17 protein-coding genes are annotated in these 17182 nt (G+C 44.2%); 6 read left to right on the top strand and 11 right to left on the bottom strand.

What is annotated here, in order from left to right; all coding sequences use genetic code 11:
- Positions 1-21 precede the first annotated feature (21 nt).
- Positions 22-1215, top strand: a complete 1194-nt coding sequence (locus QNI24_RS03855; RefSeq protein ID WP_283708497.1) for an alkaline phosphatase PhoX — start codon at positions 22-24, stop codon at positions 1213-1215.
- A 69-nt stretch (positions 1216-1284) separates the two neighbouring features.
- Here QNI24_RS03855 and QNI24_RS03850 read toward each other — a convergent pair whose 3' ends face one another.
- Entirely contained in the window at positions 1285-1737 is a 453-nt protein-coding gene (locus tag QNI24_RS03850; protein ID WP_267174964.1) for a GNAT family N-acetyltransferase, read from the bottom strand.
- 106 nt (positions 1738-1843) lie between these two features.
- On the opposite strand from QNI24_RS03850, the gene QNI24_RS03845 reads away from it, so the two are divergent.
- Positions 1844-2782, top strand: coding sequence for an MBL fold metallo-hydrolase (locus QNI24_RS03845; RefSeq protein WP_267174963.1), 939 nt, complete (start codon positions 1844-1846; stop codon positions 2780-2782).
- A 127-nt stretch (positions 2783-2909) separates the two neighbouring features.
- A complete protein-coding gene (locus tag QNI24_RS03840; protein WP_267174962.1) occupies positions 2910-3704 on the top strand; it encodes an ion transporter in 795 nt (264 codons plus the stop codon).
- A gap of 79 nt (positions 3705-3783) precedes the next feature.
- On the opposite strand, the gene QNI24_RS03835 is transcribed toward QNI24_RS03840, so the two are convergent.
- The 5 genes from QNI24_RS03835 to QNI24_RS03815 all read right to left on the bottom strand — a co-directional run bounded on the left by QNI24_RS03835 (position 3784) and on the right by QNI24_RS03815 (position 7675).
- Positions 3784-4068: a hypothetical protein gene (locus QNI24_RS03835; protein WP_267174961.1), complete on the bottom strand. Its 285-nt coding sequence runs from the start codon at positions 4066-4068 to the stop codon at positions 3784-3786.
- Between the two features lie 310 nt (positions 4069-4378).
- The gene (gene moaB / locus QNI24_RS03830; RefSeq protein WP_267174960.1) at positions 4379-4873 is read right to left on the bottom strand and encodes a molybdenum cofactor biosynthesis protein B; all 495 of its coding nucleotides are present in this window, start codon (positions 4871-4873) and stop codon (positions 4379-4381) included.
- A gap of 13 nt (positions 4874-4886) precedes the next feature.
- Positions 4887-6062, bottom strand: a complete 1176-nt coding sequence (locus tag QNI24_RS03825; RefSeq protein WP_267174959.1) for a vWA domain-containing protein — start codon at positions 6060-6062, stop codon at positions 4887-4889.
- Between the two features lie 9 nt (positions 6063-6071).
- Positions 6072-6917, bottom strand: coding sequence for an AAA family ATPase (locus QNI24_RS03820; RefSeq protein WP_267174958.1), 846 nt, complete (start codon positions 6915-6917; stop codon positions 6072-6074).
- 68 nt (positions 6918-6985) lie between these two features.
- Complete coding sequence (locus QNI24_RS03815) at positions 6986-7675, bottom strand: cupredoxin domain-containing protein (RefSeq protein ID WP_267174957.1); 690 nt, start codon at positions 7673-7675, stop codon at positions 6986-6988.
- A gap of 165 nt (positions 7676-7840) precedes the next feature.
- Between QNI24_RS03815 and QNI24_RS03810 the strand changes: the two genes are divergently transcribed.
- Positions 7841-9646 carry a DUF1800 domain-containing protein gene (locus QNI24_RS03810; RefSeq protein ID WP_267174956.1) on the top strand — a complete coding sequence of 602 codons (1806 nt, stop codon included), beginning with the start codon at positions 7841-7843 and terminating at the stop codon, positions 9644-9646.
- 10 nt (positions 9647-9656) lie between these two features.
- The gene (locus tag QNI24_RS03805) at positions 9657-10982 is read left to right on the top strand and encodes a DUF1501 domain-containing protein (protein WP_267174955.1); all 1326 of its coding nucleotides are present in this window, start codon (positions 9657-9659) and stop codon (positions 10980-10982) included.
- Here QNI24_RS03805 and QNI24_RS03800 read toward each other — a convergent pair whose 3' ends face one another.
- Both QNI24_RS03800 and QNI24_RS03795 read right to left on the bottom strand, forming a co-directional pair.
- Positions 10983-11840 carry a hypothetical protein gene (locus QNI24_RS03800; RefSeq protein ID WP_267174954.1) on the bottom strand — a complete coding sequence of 286 codons (858 nt, stop codon included), beginning with the start codon at positions 11838-11840 and terminating at the stop codon, positions 10983-10985.
- A gap of 49 nt (positions 11841-11889) precedes the next feature.
- Positions 11890-12093, bottom strand: a complete 204-nt coding sequence (locus QNI24_RS03795) for a DUF465 domain-containing protein (RefSeq protein ID WP_267174953.1) — start codon at positions 12091-12093, stop codon at positions 11890-11892.
- A gap of 76 nt (positions 12094-12169) precedes the next feature.
- Here QNI24_RS03795 and ttcA point away from each other — a divergent pair, with 76 nt between their 5' ends.
- Complete coding sequence (gene ttcA / locus QNI24_RS03790; RefSeq protein ID WP_267174952.1) at positions 12170-12973, top strand: tRNA 2-thiocytidine(32) synthetase TtcA; 804 nt, start codon at positions 12170-12172, stop codon at positions 12971-12973.
- A 34-nt stretch (positions 12974-13007) separates the two neighbouring features.
- Here ttcA and QNI24_RS03785 read toward each other — a convergent pair whose 3' ends face one another.
- The 3 genes from QNI24_RS03785 to QNI24_RS03775 form a co-directional block, all read right to left on the bottom strand.
- Positions 13008-14387, bottom strand: coding sequence for a GntP family permease (locus QNI24_RS03785; protein WP_267174951.1), 1380 nt, complete (start codon positions 14385-14387; stop codon positions 13008-13010).
- A gap of 86 nt (positions 14388-14473) precedes the next feature.
- A complete protein-coding gene (locus tag QNI24_RS03780; RefSeq protein WP_267174950.1) occupies positions 14474-15235 on the bottom strand; it encodes a 3-hydroxybutyrate dehydrogenase in 762 nt (253 codons plus the stop codon).
- Positions 15232-17163, bottom strand: a complete 1932-nt coding sequence (locus QNI24_RS03775; RefSeq protein ID WP_267174949.1) for a 3-hydroxybutyrate oligomer hydrolase family protein — start codon at positions 17161-17163, stop codon at positions 15232-15234. Before QNI24_RS03775 ends, QNI24_RS03780 begins: the two co-directional genes overlap by 4 nt.
- Positions 17164-17182: the final 19 nt, after the last annotated feature.

The raw sequence follows: 17182 nt of genomic DNA, 5'->3' as shown, positions 1-17182 counted from the left end.
AAAAACAATACCTACAATGCCATGCCTGATCGAAGAAGTTTTGTCACCAACGCCCTGAAGATATCCGCTTTGACCTTGGCCCTGCCAAAAATCGCGGCGGCCAAAAAGAAAACTGATGCAAGCATCATGCATTTGATGCCTGCCGACGAAAATGGCATGCGCCTGCCCTATGGTTTCAAATCAAGGATTGTCGCGGTAGAAGGCGCAGCACCCACTAAAAACTCAAATTATCTTTGGCACGAAAAACCTGATGGTGGCGCTGTTTATCAAGATTTCAGCCGTAACAATTTAGGCGGTTGGATTTATGCCTGTAACGAAGAAAGTAAAACCGGTGGTGTGGGTGCGCTGAAGTTCAATGTCCAAGGCGAAGTCATCGATGCCTACCGAATTTTAGACCATACCTTATATAACTGCGCTGGCGGTAAAACCCCATGGAACACCTGGTTGTCAGCTGAAGAAGTACCCTATGGCAAGGTTTGGGAGTGTGACCCGTATGGTAACAATTCAGCCAAGCCGGTTGATTGTTTGGGCTCGTTTGAACACGAAGCCTGTGCGGTTGACCCAATCAACCGAGCCATTTACCTGACTGAAGATGAAAAGGATGGCCGCTTTTACCGCACTGTCTTACCCAATTATCCCAGTTACGAAGGCGGCCAATTACAAGTGGCTGAAGTACAAGGCGATGTTTTCAAGGGCGATGCCAAACTCACTTGGCACGATGTGCCCCAACCCAACCCAGTAAAACCACAACAAGAAACCCGCCACCAAGTACCGGCATCGACCATTTTCAATGGCGGCGAAGGCTTGTGGTATTTTGCTGGTTTCGTGTATTTTTCTACCAAAGGAGACAACCGCATTTGGTCAGTGGATTTAGACAACCAAACCATCAAAGTCATTTATGATCTGGCCACCACACCCTACCCCGTACTTTCCGGCGTGGATAACATCACTGTTGATAACAACGGCATTTTGTATGTGTGTGAGGACGGTGGTGACATGCAAATTGTATTGCTCTCAGAAGATGGGGTTGCCGCGCCGTTGTTACAAATTGAAAACCAAGACAAGTCTGAAATCACCGGTGTGGCTTTTACCGCGGATGGCAAACGCATGTACTTCAATTCCCAACGAGGCCCTTCAAAAAATGGTAACTTGGGTATTACCTATGAAGTAACCGGCCCCTTTGAACACGTGCACCAATTGTTCGATCCTGTCTGACCCCAGCAATGGGAGTGCCCAGTCAAATGTTGAACGCCGAATGATTGAAGCAGTCTGCGCAGCTGAACTTTAACCGACTTGGCTTGGTAAAAAATAATGGTAGGTACTTTCTTGCTTTTGGTAGCCCAATTTATCATACAGCTTTTGTGCTTGTACGTTGTCCCAATCGGTCTCTAGGATGATGCCTTTGCTGTGTGTGGACTCAGCGAAATCCCTGGCGGCATGCATCAATGCTTCTGCCACCCCTTGTTCTCTGGCAGTTGCTGCGACAAATAGATCATTCAGAATCCACAAGCACTGCAGACTGACCGATGAATAACTCGGAAACAGTTGAGTGAAACCAAGCAGTTTATCCTGTTGTTCCGCCACAAAAATAACCGACTGATTATTTTCCATGCGAAGTTGAATAAAGTCACGTGCGCCGTCTAAATCAGTTGCTTGTTGATAAAACTGACGGTATCCATCAAACAGTTGACTTAGTTGCTTCAAATCTTTTTGAGTTGCTTTTCTGATATTCATCATTGAACTTCAATTACATTGAACATATGATGATTATAAATGAGACTTTTAATGAATTCACTTTTTGTTGCTGTCTCAAATACCAAACAACTTAAGACAGGACATATTCATGAGAGTAAAATATTTTAAAAGTACATTGCTATCCACCGCAATGTTTTTCAGTGGGATCAGTGTTGCCAAAGATGAACCCAAAGTCAGTTTCAAAAGTACCGAAGTAGGTGATGGCATCTACATGCTGGCTGGCGAAGGTGGTTTCACCGGTGGCAATTTAGGATTATTGGTGGGGGATGATGGTGTGGTTTTGATTGATGATTCAATGCCTCCTTTCTTGGACATCATGAATGAGGCCATAGCGTCCATCACTGACCAACCAATTGACTTCCTGATAAATACCCACGTGCATGGCGATCACATCGGAAACAACGCCACTTTGGGTGAAGGTGGTACCCACATTGTGGCTCATGACAACCTACGCAAACACTTGGTCACCAAAGGTGTTCAAGGCGAAGACGGCATGGTACCTGCACCTAAAGCCGCTTTACCGGTATTGACCTTCTCTGAAGAAATGAGCTTTCACTTCAATGGCCAACCGGCCAAAGCCATCCATGTACCCAAAGCCCACACCGATGGTGATGCTGTGATTCATTTTACTGCTGCCAATGTGATCCATGCCGGTGATACATTTTTCAATGGCCTATTTCCTTATATTGACCTGGACTCAGGTGGCTCAGTTGATGGTTATATCAACGCCCAAATGACCATGATCAGCATGTCTAACGATGAAACCACCATCATCCCAGGCCATGGCCCACTGTCTAACAAAAAAGAACTGCAGTCGGCTGTTGATATGTTGATAGATGCCAAAGCAATCATCGCCAAGCACGTCAAAGACGGTAAATCACTGGAAGAAGTAGTTGCAGCCAATCCACTGGAAAAATACCATGAAGGTTGGAATTGGGGTTTCATCACCACTGAGCGCATGACCACTCAACTATATAATGATGCTGTCAAAGGGCACAGCCATGGCGGACACGACCACAGTCACTGATTGGTAATTAATCACACCGATAAAGGCCAGTTTTCAAACAACTGGCCTTTTTTGTGACGCATTAACAATTGTAATTTCACCTGTTTGCCCTCATAAAGTCAGGGTTTGCCAAGCCACATTGAATTTTATGAAAGCCACACTCAAGAAAATACACGACAACAAGATCTTCGAATGGTCGGTGGTGACCGTCATCATCCTTTCTGCATTACTTATTGGGGCCAAGACTTACCATTTACCCCAGCCTTTTGTCATTGCCTTGTCCTATGCCGATATTGCAGTGACCTTGTTTTTTTTGGTTGAAATAACCATTCGATTCATCGCCTCTGACGATAAAAAGAATTTCTTCAAAAGCGGCTGGAACATTTTTGACACTTTGATTGTGGTGGTCAGTCTGATTCCGATTGAGGACTCTGAAATGGCGCTGATTGGGCGTTTGGTACGTGTATTCAGGGTGTTGAGGATGGTATCGATTGTGCCCGAGTTGCGGATTTTGATTAACTCGTTGATCAAAGCCATGCCTCAATTATCTTATGTGATGCTGTTGATGTTCATCATATTTTATATATACGGCGCAGTGGGCAGCTTCTTTTTCAATCAAATCAACCCAGTTTTGTGGGGCGACATAGCCACCAGCATGTTGACTTTATTCAGAGTCATGACTTTTGAAGACTGGACCGATGTGATGTATGAAACCATGGGCACCTACCCCTTGAGTTGGTCTTTCTATTTATCTTTTATATTTTTTACAGCTTTTGCCTTTTTAAACATGGTCATTGGTATTGTGGTCAGCGTGCTTGAAAAAGAGAATGCAGCACATGATCGCCAGATTTTATTGGATAACAGCGAGGAAAAGTTGACTCAATTGGATGAAATTCAAGCTGAGTTGGATGAAATCAAAGCATTACTAAAAGCCAAGCAATAAAAATGATTGAGTTGAAGCGACCAGATTTACTATTTTCCATTTTTTATTTACTGAATATCTTAAAAAGGATTTAGATGACCTAAGGCCATCCATCTCCTCCTTCCATTGTTATTTGACTATAAGAACCTATCAAAACAGCCAAACCAGAAGGTTGACAGATTGAATAAGTCTGAAACCTAACAGTTAATTTATAAAAACCCTGAGCATCCAAATAAAAACTACCAGTTGAACCAATTGAATATCCTATTTCGATGTCAAAAGGTACACCCATTGATGTGCAGCCATTGGGGTCTGTTTTTGATTGAGAGGGCTCGTTAACCAATAAGCTACAAAAAATCAGCATTCCTAATAATAACTTTTTCATTTTTTTCTCATAATGTGGATTGAAAGTACAAAGTATTTAATTTACATATAATATTGGTTTATTTTATAGCTGAAGTCAATGTGTTGATGGTCACTATAATCTTATTATTTAATAAGCTCGTTTTCTTGATTGAGACTATTTTATTCAATGAAAATGGCCATCTACAATGTGTCTAGTTCAGTTTAAGAAAATGCAGCTGATGCTTATCTAATTTTGATGAATAAAAGAGATTAAAATTTGATTCTAGATGAATGAAACACCAGAAGACAAAAACAAGTTATGGACTATGTTTAAGCAAAAAACTGCAAGGTTAATTAATCAACTGGACAAAGTTACAAGGCTTATGATTGCTGTCTAATTGATCAGACAAAATATTTTTCCATGCTGTTTTACAAGCACCTGTTGAACCAGGTAATGCCGCGACAAATGTTCGATTAGCAATGCCTGCTGTCGCTCTGGATTGTATCGTTGAATTTCCAATTTCATCATAGGAAACCTGTCTGAACAATTCTCCAAATCCAGGAATTTTTTGCACCAGCAAAGGTTCAATGGCATCAGGCGTTACATCTCTTGATGCAAAGCCAGTACCACCAGTGATCAGAATGACATTGACATCAGCCTGGTGAATCCAGGCTGAAACCACTGCCCTGATATGAAACAGGTCATCTTTAACAATCATTTTCTCAACCACAACATGACCGCCCGCTTCAGCACAGTTTTTCAGGGTCAATCCGGATGTATCGGTTTCTTCAGTGCGGGTATCACTGACCGTCAAAATGGCGATATTTAAAGTTGTAATTGTCATAATTTCCTCTGTTTTATTTCGCCAATGTATTAATGGCAGCCTGTAAACCATCCAGGTTTAACGGGTACATCCTGTTTTCGACTAATTTTTTTATCATCTCAGTTGAGTGCGTATAGGACCAGTATTCCTCTGGAATTGGGTTTAACCAAACTATATTCGACCATTGATCGGTTATTCGTTGCATCCAGGTGATTCCTGATTCATCATTCATGTGTTCAACACTGCCATATGGTTCGGAAATTTCATAGGGCGACATCGAAGCATCACCAACTATCATGACATGATAATCGTTACCATAGGTATTGATGATGTCCCATGTGTTTAAATTTTCTTGCCAACGCCTGTCGTTATCATTCCACAATTTCTCATAAATGCAGTTATGAAAATAATAGTACTCCAAATGCTTGAACTCAGACTTAACCGCTGAAAACAATTCTTCACATTTTTGTACGTGGTAATCCATCGAACCACCGACATCAAAAAACACCAACAATTTAACCGCGTTGTGGCGTTCTGGGCGCATCTTTAAGTCCAACAAACCTGCATTCTCGGCAGTGGATTTTATGGTCCCAGATAAATCGAGTTCATCGGCAGCACCCGTGCGCGCAAACTTTCTCAACTTACGCAAAGCCATTTTCATTGACCGGGTATTTAATTCTGCTTGTCCATCGAGGTTTTTGAATTGACGCTTTTCCCAGACTTTGGTGGCGCGATTGTGCCGACCTTCTCCACCGATGCGCACACCTTCTGGGTTGTAACCACCATGACCAAAAGGCGATGTACCGCCAGTACCAATCCACTTGTTACCGCCTTGGTGTTTTTTCTGTTGTTCCTCGAGGCGCTTTTTTAAAGTTTCCATCAACTTGTCAAAACCGCCCAAAGCTTCTATCTGGGCTTTTTCTTCCTCGCTTAAGCTTTTTTCCCAATCGGGTTGCAACCAATCATGCGGAATCAAAAATGATTCAAAATCCTCAATCATCTCCAGGTCATGAAAATAATGACCAAAGGCCAAATCAAAGCGGTCATAATATTTTTCATCCTTGATCATGCATAATTTGGCCAGCTGATAAAAATCATCAATAGAGGCAAATACCACCTGTTTTTCAAGTGCGTCTAACAACACCAAGAGCTCCTTCACCGTCACCGGTAGTTGGGCTTTTTTCAGGGTGTAGAAAAAATCAATCAGCATCGCTGTTATTTAACCGTTGCGGCGCATCATGAATGCCAGTTTCTGCAGCATTTCAACATCTTGTTCGTTCTTCAATAATGCACCATACAGCGGCGGAATGGCCTCCTTGATGCTTTTGTTTTGAAGGGCTTCCAGTGGGATGTCATCTGCCACCAATAACTTGATCCAATCAATCAACTCAGAAGTCGAAGGCTTCTTTTTCAAACCAGGCACCTCACGCACTTCAAAAAACACTTCCAAAGCCGAATTCAACAGCCCTTTTTTTAAGTCTGGGTGGTGCACTTTGATGATTTCCTGCATGGTCTTTTTGTCAGGGAAATTAATATAATGGAAAAAACAACGACGCAGAAACGCATCTGGCAATTCTTTTTCATTGTTACTGGTGATGATAATGATTGGACGGTGCTTGGCTTCAATGGTTTCACCCGTTTCATACACGCTGAATTGCATCTTATCCAGTTCAACCAATAAATCATTAGGAAACTCAATGTCGGCTTTGTCTATCTCATCGATTAACAACACCACTTGTTCATCGGCAGTGAAAGCCTGCCACAACATGCCTTGTTTGATGTAATTTTTGATGTCATGGACTTTATCATCGCCGAGTTGTGAATCTCGCAACCGGGACACCGCGTCGTATTCATACAAACCTTGTTGGGCTTTGGTGGTTGATTTGATGTGCCAACTGATGAGTTTCATGCCCATGGCGGCGGCCACTTCTTCGGCCAACATGGTTTTACCAGTACCCGGTTCACCCTTAATCAGCAAAGGTCGTTGTAGGGTCACAGCCGCATTGACGGCCAGTTGTAAATCGTCTGTAGCGACGTAACTATCAGATCCAGTGAATTCAGTCATGGGTTATCAGTCGGTCAAATACCTTATTTTAACAACCCCAAAACACAATCACCACCTCAATGACGTGCTTATTGAAAGCCGTTACTGAATAACACATCTGAAATCACATTGATCAACCCAGTTTGTTCGGTATGAGCTGGGTTGGCACAAAAGTATGGCACGCTAGCAACCTCATCAAAACGCAGATAAAACTCCCATTGAAAACCGGTGGGATCGGTGTTGACTATTTGGCCATCCCCCTCGCAGCCTTCGGCACAAGTTAAACTGCCATCAGCAGTTTCTATATTGTGCACACCGCCTTGGTTACTGAAAAAAACCACATCGCCAGCCGTGATGGTTAATTCATTCGGTGTGAATTCATTCTCCAGTCCAGTTTCAACTTGATGCGTGACTCCTGTGTTTGGCGCTTGTACCACCACGGTGCCAACCATGCCAAATTGAACGTGAGGTTGGCATTCGTAGGGAAACGTACCTGGGTTCCTGAAAACCACTTCTGCCACCCAAGCTGCGTTGGAAGGATCGCCATTACCACCATTGGCCTCACAACCATTGGCACACCTGAAATTACCCACAGAATAAACATTGTGAGCACCAGGGCCCTCATTGACCCAGCGGACCGTGTCACCTGCCTCAATCACCACCGTAACCGGACTGAATGAATTGTCTCTGACGGTAACCACATGGGTGGTGGCATTGAGCACCGAAGTGCACAGCAACAGCATGCAGATGATTTGGGTCTTGTTAAATGGTAGTTTCATGGTTTGAATTGAATAAAAAGTGCTTCAACGTTAATTATGCCCACTGCAAGGGTTAAGATTTTGCTAAATGGCACACATTCTGTGGTATTTTTTACTTTTAGTGTGAGCAATATCGCAATTATTCTCTTAAGCTTGATTTATTCTAAGCAAAAGAGAGGTAAACACATGAACATTTTTGCTAAAAAATACCATCCACGAGATGCCATTCCATCAGCTGAAAAGAGTCAATCACCGTTAAAGAAACCACGCACAAAACCGAAAAATTCTGCACAGAACTTGGCACAAACGCCCACAGTATTGGGCGGCACAATAGATACGCCTAATCTGACCCACAGGGTGTTAAGTAAGATGGCATTTGGACCATCACGGGCCGACATCAACCACATCGAATCATTACCTGGTAACACCGAGACCGATCGAATTTTAGCCTACATAGATGAACAACTCGATCCACAGAACATATCAGACACCACGACTGATAACATGTTGATGCAAGGCTTTGAAACGTTAAACAAAACCCAACAACAGTTTTTCCAAGAACACGTGCACCTTCCAAATGGTGCTGAAATTCCCTGGGATGTACATATCAGGCCGGGTCGTGAAACCTCTTATGCTGCTTTTATCCGTGCCATCAACAGCAACAGACAGTTGTTCGAGACGATGACAGATTTTTGGCACAATCACTTCAATGTTTACCTCGAAGGAGACAACATTCAACCCATGTTTGTGCATTATGACCGTGATGTCATCCGCCCTGAGGCCTTAGGCAACTTTCGCAACATGATGTATCAAGTGACCCGTTCAAATTGCATGCTGTCCTATCTGGGCAACGGTGTTAATGAACAGTCAGCGCCCAATGAAAATTTTGCCCGTGAATTATTGGAATTACACACCATTGGCGCAAAAAACTACTACGGCCATCTACCCTGGCAAGACGTACCTACTGATAACCAAGGCCGTCGTGTGGGCTATGTGGAAGAGGATGTGGTGGAACTGGCTCGGGCTTTGACTGGTTGGTCTTTCAGTGGTGCCAGTTGGCAAGACTATCAATATTTGTATCCTGCGCCTGGTGATCCGGTTGATTTAAGCCAAGCACCAACAGGTACTTTTTTGTTCAGACCTGACTGGCATGACCAAGGAGTCAAGCGTGTCATGGGCACTGACTTTCTGTATGACAGTAATGACCCAGAAAAAGACGTTAATGACATTTTAGACATGCTGGCAGAACATCCTGCCACTGCACAGTTTTTGGCTTATAAACTTTGTCGTCGGTTCATTGCTGATGAGCCACCACAAAGCATTGTCGACCAAGTGGCCAACACCTTACAACAAAATTGGCAAGCCAGTGACCAGATCAAACAGGCCATGGAAGTGTTGTTAAAATCCACTGAGTTTCTCAACACCTGGGGTGAAAAAATCAAACGCCCTTTTGAAAAAACCATCGCGGCCATGCGTCAGATTGAATATAGTTTTGCTTTTAATCCCAATGAAGAATATTCCAGCTGGCATTATTGGGGTTTCAGAAACTCAGGCCAACCACCCTTCGGTTGGACTTCACCCAATGGTTATCCTGATACAAAATCTCACTGGCTGGGCGCCTCCAGTAATATGTCGACTTGGAAATTCATCCAGTGGATTTGTCGCTTCAGGGACGGTAACAACAACGACGCCTCGTTCAATAACATCCTGGCCATCACTGCCGAAGGCATACCTGCAGAAGCCGATAGAACTGCCAACAACCTTGTGAACTTCTGGTATGAAAGGGCCTGTGGCCATCCCCCGGATGTAAACACCCAAGATAAATTGGCTAAATTCATGTCATATATGGACGTCGCGCCAGATGTACCCATACCGACTGATCGTGACACAGCCATCGATATTTTTCACAATGATTGGCCCAGTTACAACAGCGAAAGGCTGGTGTCTGTGGTTTCAACCCTATTTTTAACCGCTGAATTCAGCTACCGTTGAGGAGATCATCATGAAAAAAATAAATCGCAGAAATTTTCTCAAAGGTTCAGGCTTAGTCAGTGTGGCTGGCCTGGGTGGTATGCAACTGGGATTTGCCAATCAGCTGCTTAAAGGCGGTTCTGGGAATGGCAGAGATCTGTTGGTCTATGTGTTTTTGAATGGCGGCATGGATGGCTTGAACATGGTACCACCAAGATCAGGCAATGATTACAACCAATACAGCAATGTATTGCGCCCTTCTTTACATATCCCTAATAACGTGTCTTTGCCACTGAATGGTCAAAATGCTTTTGGCATGCACCCTTCTGCCACTGGTTTGGCCAATTTATTTAACAGTAATAAAATGGCGATTGTGCATGCCACCGGACTGGTTGAGGCCAACCGTTCACATTTTGAGGCTACTCGGTTTTTAGAGCTGGGTTTTCAGGGTAGCAATTCCTTGGGCACAGGCTGGCTGACCAGATACTTTAACTCTTCGTTACATACCCCAAATGATGCCGTTATGCCATCCATAGTGCCATCCTACGACAATACAGATGCTGTTTTAGGCGACCCCACCGCATTGGTTTTAAGTAACCCGGGTGATTTTGCTTTGACTGACGGGCATTGGACCTGGGGCGACACCATGCAGGATATTTTACAAGAAATTACAGAAAATCCAGTTTCATTGGAACAGCTGGTTAACCACCAAATCCTTAAAGCATCAGACATCATTCAAGCCATTGATTGGGCTAACTATGTTCCTGGAAATAGTGCCAGTTACCCTGAAGGCTTCCTTGGAGAACAATTGCGCATGGTGGCACAACTGTATAAAAGCGATGTTGACCTTGAGGTGGCTTATGTGCCGACTGGTGGCTGGGATACACACGTCGGACAAGGAACTGGAACTGAAGGACAATTTGCGGACCTGACCAGTGAGTTGTCGGCCGGGCTGTATGCTTTGTACCAAGATTTAACTGCCTCACACAATGGTCGATTCACCATTATGGTACAGTCTGAATTTGGGCGTCGTGCTTACGAAAACAGCGCCAGCAGCACCGATCATGGCTACGCCAACCCCATGTTTATTATTGGTGACAATGTCAATGGCGGCTTCCATGGCCAATTTCCTGGATTGGCTCCCGAGCAGTTATTTGAAGGTGACGATGTCAATGCCACTGTTGATTATCGAGATGTAGTCAGTGAGGTTTTGATCAAACGCCAACGCAACCGTTTCCTGGGCTATATTTTCCCCGGTTACGATGATTATTCACCTTTGGGTGTGGTTAATGGCGCAGATTTGAGTCCAGTCTATGAGGAAAACTACGATCCGCTGTTTGCCTCTGGTTTTGATTGATTACTGGAATGACCAGGCATCAAGCCACTGGGTGGATACTGGCACCATATCAAAATCAGCGATGAGTTTTTCATGGAAGTCAGGTAAGTGACCGGCGCCATAAAAGATTGCGAAGGATTTGTTACCATCATCTTGCAACGCAATGCTTAAGACTTTCAGTGCCTTGTTGTTGCGTTCGCTGATGATGGTTGACCCTTCTGAGCCTTCCAATGTTTTTAACATGTCCATGTCCAGTAACACCGTGGCCAAAATTTTTCTGAATTCATTTTCTCTGTCTGTGGCCATCATGGCCTTCATTAAGTCGAAATTATTGATGGGTGAATTGCCGGTCAGTTGGTTGGCATAGTCTGCCCGCATCATTTTGAAAACAATACCAAAAAATGATTCACCCTTATTTTCCATGCTTTGTTGGAACTCAGTGGGGGTCATGTCTGCATGCAGAAAGTGTTTGCTTGAATAATCAACTTCATTCATTTGAAAAGACAAACCCATAAAATCGGCAATGCCGCTTTGCAACCCAGAAAGTCCACTTTTTTCTGTCGGTCCACCCACCGGAATTGAAGCCCCCTCTGGCATGATGGCCTCATACAACACGGCATCATAGTTTTTAAACATTTCATTGAGGTTTTGGTAATATGTTTCATCGGCGATGTGAACCGCACCAACCAAATCAACATAACGCTCACCGCCTGTGCGTGGTGCATATCTGACCATTGCGACCTGAAAGGATTTGACTCCATCGCGGTCGAGGATGCGGGTGTATTTTTGTTCTGATGAGTCAACCTGAAAAGCCAATGTGGCAGTGTTAGCCAAAACAAGGATAAAAAACAACAGTGGTAGTTTAATCAACTTATGCATATATGTGGGTGCTTCTGTATGGGTGTTTTTAGTATGTGGGGACAAAATCTCAAGCATCAATATCAGGTATCAACATGTTTTCATAACAAATCATCATGTCTTTGATCAATAATTTGCGTTTTTTCAAGCGTTTAATTTTTAACTCATCTACCTCGCCAGTTTTAATCAACACAGCAATGATTTCGTCCAATTCACTGTGTTCATTCTGTAGATCTGCAATTCTTTGAATGATTTCATTTTGGCTGAGAGACATCTATATAGTAAAAAATAGTTGATTACCTTAAAATTTTACCCTATCGTTCACCACATTTGTCGAAAATACTTCAAGCATGGCCATTCAAAATCAATCTTTCAATCAATTAGAAAACAAACTGCGTCGCCAAATGGCCAAAGCATCCGGCGATTTTGGTTTGATAGAAGCTGGTGACCGCATCATGGTGTGCTTATCCGGTGGCAAGGACTCCTATGCCATGTTGTCGCTGCTGCAGCTGATCAAAAAGAAAGCGCCGTTTGATTTAGATTTGATTGCAGTTAATTTAGACCAAAAGCAACCCGGCTTTCCAACCCATGTTTTGCCGGACTATTTAAAGGCAATTGATATTGACTATAAGATCATCGAAGAGGACACCTATTCTATTGTTAAAGAAGTCATTCCTGAGGGCAAAACCACTTGTGGTTTGTGTTCGCGTTTGCGCAGAGCCATTTTATATCGTGTTGCTGATGAATTGGGCTGTAATAAACTGGCCTTGGGACACCACCAGGATGATTTGGTAGAGACTTTGTTTTTGAACATGTTTTTTGGGGCCAAGCTGAAAGCCATGCCACCCAAACTACTCAGTGACGATGGCCAACATGTGGTCATCAGGCCAATGGCATACATCCGTGAAAAGGACCTGATTGCCTATGCCGAATTGAAAGACTACCCAATCATCCCCTGTAACCTTTGTGGCTCACAAGAGAACTTACAACGCCAAGCCATTAAGCACATGTTGCTGCAGTGGGATTTAATCAATCCTGGCCGGGTCGAGAACATCGCCAAAGCCATGTGCAATGTGGTGCCATCACACCTCAGTGATACCGATTTATTTGATTTTATCGGTTTGAAAAAGTCGAACCACCTGAAAGTCATCTGATTCGCAGACCCGATGTTTGAGTTGATTCAGTGGTTTAAATAAGCAGGCTTAAAACTGCCACTGTTATGGCGGTTACGGTGACAGGGATTACCAATGAGACCATAAAAATGTCTTTATAGGACTGCCTATGTGACAAACCACAGATGGTCAACAATGTAATCACCGCCCCATTGTGTGGCAACGAATCAAAACCACCGGATGCCATGGAAGCCAAACGGTGCATCCATTCAGGATTGATGTTGAATTGCTCTGCCAATTGAGCATATGTTGACCCCAAAGCTTCTAACGCGATGGTCAAGCCACCTGAAGCTGACCCAGTGATTCCTGCCAACACATTGACTGCCACCACCTCTGAGACCAAAGGGTTCTCTGGTGATATATTAATAACCGCTTGTTTGACAATTAAGAAGGCACCCAAAGATGCAATCGTGCCGCCATACCCGACCTCAGATGCCGTGTTGAAAGTGGGCAACATAGAGCCCATAGCACCTTTGGTCATGGTGCCATTGACATCGGTGAACTTGGACCAATTAAACATGACCACGGTGGCGATTGCCAAAATCAATGCCATGATCATGGACCATATTGATTTGACTTTATTAACGTCCATGTTACCGAATTTTTCGGCAGCCAAGTAGCTGGTATCCCAAGACGGAATCAATAACTTCTGGAAAATAAAATTAGCTGCAACAACCGCAATGATTGGTAACAGAGCAACCAACAAGCTGGGCAAGTTGCGTTCTTCTGTCAGTAACGGCTCATTGCTGTGGTTTTCACCGTAGCCTTCATTTTCATGGGTTGTTATGCGTCGATTGATCCACCACAAACCGCCCAGCATCATGGCCAATCCGGCACACAAGCCCACCAGGGGGGCAGCATACATGTCCGTCCCAAAATAACTGACTGGAATGATGTTATGAATTTGTGATGTGCCAGGCAAACAAGTCATGGTAAAAGTAAACGCACCCAATGCAATGGTCGCCGGTATAAAGCGTTTGGGTAAATTGGCTTCTCTGAACAACGCCGCTGCCAATGGGTACACGGCGAAAGCCACCACAAATGCCGACACACCACCATAAGTCAATAAACCACAAGCCAAAACTATGGCCAAACTGGCGTGTTTGATGCCCAAGGTATTGATGATGGATTTGGCGATGACTTTGGCAGAACCGGAGTCTTCCATCAGTTTGCCGAAGATGGCTCCCAGTAAGAAAATAGGGAAGTACTTGATTGCAAATGAACCCATTTTAGTCATGAATATTTGCGTGTAGATGCCAAGCATTTGTCCACCTTCACCCGCCAGCACAACAGCCAACATGGCCAATACAGGTGCCAATATAATCACACTGATACCACGATATGCCAGATACATCAGCAGCGCCAATGACAGCAGTATGCCTATCACACCTTCCATAATTATCCTCTTTTAGTTGGGTTAGTATTTCATTTAATTCATTGGTTCAATTTGCAACTGCTGATGAACATGGCTTTTGTTGAGAGTCAATGCGCTGTCCAACCACCATCTAAAGTAATGGCTTGGGCCGTGATGTTTTTGGCAAAAGGTCCTATCAGAAACTCCACTGTTCCTGCCAGCTCTACAATTTCGATGAATGTTTTTTTTGGCATGTTTTTGAGCATGATTTTTTCAATGACCTCCGATTCAGAAATTTGATGAACAGCAGCCTGTTGTTTGATTTGATCTCGCACCATATCGGTGTCAACGTAGCCTGGACAAACAGTGTTGATGGTGATGTCGTGTGCAGCAACCTCCAAGGCCACTGTTTTTGCTAAGCCAATCAAACCATGCTTGGCCGCAACATAGGCACTTTTATAGGCAGATGCCACCAACGAGTGAACTGATCCAATGTTGATGATGCGGCCAAAATTCTTTGCTTTCATGGCTGGTAAAACAGCCTGCGTGGTCATGGCTGGTCCAACCAACATGATGTCAATCAGCTGCTGCCATTTTTGTGGCGGAAAATCCTCAATTTTACTGACATATTGCATACCAGCGTTGTTAATCAAAACATCAATGCCTTGGCTTTGGGCCTGTTGTTGCAGCGATGCCAGATCTGATTCACTGGTTACATCAAAAACTTGAGCCTCAACTCGATGACCTTGTGCCCGTAAATCGGCTTGAGCCGCCTTGATTTTATCGCCATCACAATCACTGATAATGACATGATTCTTTTCAGCCAAATGTTTCGCTATGCCCTTGCCTATACCACTGCTGGCACCTGTGATGAATATTTTTTTCCTCATTGAATCACCAATTGGTTGTTACTTAATGTGATGGTTTTTTCAGCTTGTTGCCGAATGACCGGCACATGGAGCGCTTCTAGGTCATTGTTTTGGCCCCTTGGTTGAGTAGGTATTACTTGGCTTGGTGGCAGTGAACTGCCATGGCGTAAGTGGTTCAGCATCATTTCCATGGCCTGTTCAAAATAGGGGTGCATGGGCACATATTTTTCTTTGAACCCAGGATACGCCAAAAAAGCATCAAAATGCTGGGCGTTTTGAATCTCATAATATTTCAGGCTGGTGTTTTGATGGTCAGCACTTTGGTTGCGGTGATAATAAGCCCTGCTGGTGTGATTGACTGCCACTGTTCCATCATCTTGTCCATGTAAAATGATGGTAGGCAGTTTATTTTTATGCGGCTGGGCCATGATTTTTTGCAGAGCCGTCTGCATCGCTGAGGTATGCCTTAAATCAGCAAAACAAAGCTGTGATGACAAACCAAAATCTGCTGCCAATATCATCCTCGATTGAACTTCATTTTCAGCATTGGTGTGAGCCAATTCAACACCGTTACTGGGTGCTATGCCATTGGAAAGGGCGAACATGTTGTTGACCTCAGTGACAGTTAATGGCCTAGGCTCACCCGTTGATGTAAAGGCACTCATTGCTGATTGACACAGGTTATCCTGCGCCGTTTTTTGAAGGTAACTGTTGCTGTAGGTGTGATTGATGGCTGACCACATACCTACCAAAGTATTGATTTGAGACAATTGCAACGCCGCAGGTTCGATGTGCATAGCTAGGATTTTCTGCAAAGCTGCAGCAGCTTGTTCACTCACATCTTTACCTGCTATCAACCCTGCAGCAACAAGCGCCTGACAGCGATTGATAAGCAGCGCCTGAATCATCAGTGTGTTGGCTTTGAAGGGCGCATCCATCAAAGACGAATCCAGCGCAGCACATGGCTCCATCAGACTCATCATATTGGCTATCTTTAATAGCGGTTTACTTACGATGGTCTCATTTTTTTTATGTTGTTGCAAAATGTATGTGTGTTGCAAATTGACTTGAGGTTCACCCGCCACGACCGCATCAATGATACCCACCAGATCTTTTTCTGCTGCTCGCAACACCGCACCGCCGCCATTGGAGAGACTGGCGGCGACGACATGAACCTGCTTTCGAGCTAACTCACGTTCCGCTTTGAGGAGTTGCAGAGCGTATTGAGCAGCATCTAAAACAAATTCGCCCCAGAACTGTTCTGGGTGTGCCTGAGAATAGGCATGGGTTTGTATCACATGTAGGTCACTGGCCGGCTGTAACTTTCGCGCTGATAGCAGACCGGTCTGATCACCAGTCCTTAATTTGACCACTCCATCTATTTGATAAGCTTGGTCACCAATCAAAGCAATTTCAGTACCGCTGCCTTTGTCGGTGTATACCACAGCACATCCTTGCAGCAACGCCCAAGCACCGCTGGTTCCCACAGCACCCAAAACATTTCTTGAACCACTTGATGGCGCCACCACCAAACAAGGATGTTCACGATTCAAATGATCTGGGATTTGTACCACAACGGTATGCAATGGGCCGGCTTGCAGCTTGCGTTGTGACCAGTATTCAAAACCCGCAATGGGCTTTTGATTCTCTTTCATTCCGTACAATCGACCATATCCACCAGCTGCTGTGAGGTCATTCAACGCCCTGAATTGGTGGTAATAACTGGCTTGTCGCAAGGCTTTTGCAGTGGGTGTTGCTGATATCTCAGGTGCCGGTCCTCGCAAACCCGATAAACCGAGACCGGCTGTTAACAGGTCATCAGTGGTGCCATCATAATAGACTTTTTTCAGGTAGGGCTGGTTAAGCTGATGGCGTTGGTGCTTTTGTTTATCAAAAGCACAGGCCATCAAAGCGCTCAACACCAGTATCAGCAACATGTAATTTTTCACGGCTTTCCTCAAATAATCA

Source organism: Marinicella marina (assembly GCF_030065545.1).
GTDB classification, from domain to species: Bacteria; Pseudomonadota; Gammaproteobacteria; order Xanthomonadales; family Marinicellaceae; genus Marinicella; species Marinicella marina.
This window is presented reverse-complemented; position numbering and strand designations above follow the sequence as displayed.

Bases quoted from the DNA above. Each gene is read 5' to 3' on its own strand.
- QNI24_RS03855 (WP_283708497.1), top strand. From the start codon at position 22: ATGCCTGATCGAAGAAGTTTTGTCACCAACGCCCTGAAGATATCCGCT.
- QNI24_RS03810 (WP_267174956.1), top strand. From the start codon at position 7,841: ATGAACATTTTTGCTAAAAAATACCATCCACGAGATGCCATTCCATCA.
- QNI24_RS03845 (WP_267174963.1), top strand. From the start codon at position 1,844: ATGAGAGTAAAATATTTTAAAAGTACATTGCTATCCACCGCAATGTTT.
- QNI24_RS03820 (WP_267174958.1), bottom strand. From the start codon at position 6,917: ATGACTGAATTCACTGGATCTGATAGTTACGTCGCTACAGACGATTTA.
- QNI24_RS03835 (WP_267174961.1), bottom strand. From the start codon at position 4,068: ATGAAAAAGTTATTATTAGGAATGCTGATTTTTTGTAGCTTATTGGTT.
- QNI24_RS03800 (WP_267174954.1), bottom strand. From the start codon at position 11,840: ATGCATAAGTTGATTAAACTACCACTGTTGTTTTTTATCCTTGTTTTG.
- moaB (WP_267174960.1), bottom strand. From the start codon at position 4,873: ATGACAATTACAACTTTAAATATCGCCATTTTGACGGTCAGTGATACC.
- QNI24_RS03795 (WP_267174953.1), bottom strand. From the start codon at position 12,093: ATGTCTCTCAGCCAAAATGAAATCATTCAAAGAATTGCAGATCTACAG.
- QNI24_RS03840 (WP_267174962.1), top strand. From the start codon at position 2,910: ATGAAAGCCACACTCAAGAAAATACACGACAACAAGATCTTCGAATGG.
- QNI24_RS03815 (WP_267174957.1), bottom strand. From the start codon at position 7,675: ATGAAACTACCATTTAACAAGACCCAAATCATCTGCATGCTGTTGCTG.
- ttcA (WP_267174952.1), top strand. From the start codon at position 12,170: ATGGCCATTCAAAATCAATCTTTCAATCAATTAGAAAACAAACTGCGT.
- QNI24_RS03805 (WP_267174955.1), top strand. From the start codon at position 9,657: ATGAAAAAAATAAATCGCAGAAATTTTCTCAAAGGTTCAGGCTTAGTC.
- QNI24_RS03780 (WP_267174950.1), bottom strand. From the start codon at position 15,235: ATGAGGAAAAAAATATTCATCACAGGTGCCAGCAGTGGTATAGGCAAG.
- QNI24_RS03850 (WP_267174964.1), bottom strand. From the start codon at position 1,737: ATGATGAATATCAGAAAAGCAACTCAAAAAGATTTGAAGCAACTAAGT.
- QNI24_RS03785 (WP_267174951.1), bottom strand. From the start codon at position 14,387: ATGGAAGGTGTGATAGGCATACTGCTGTCATTGGCGCTGCTGATGTAT.
- QNI24_RS03825 (WP_267174959.1), bottom strand. From the start codon at position 6,062: ATGCTGATTGATTTTTTCTACACCCTGAAAAAAGCCCAACTACCGGTG.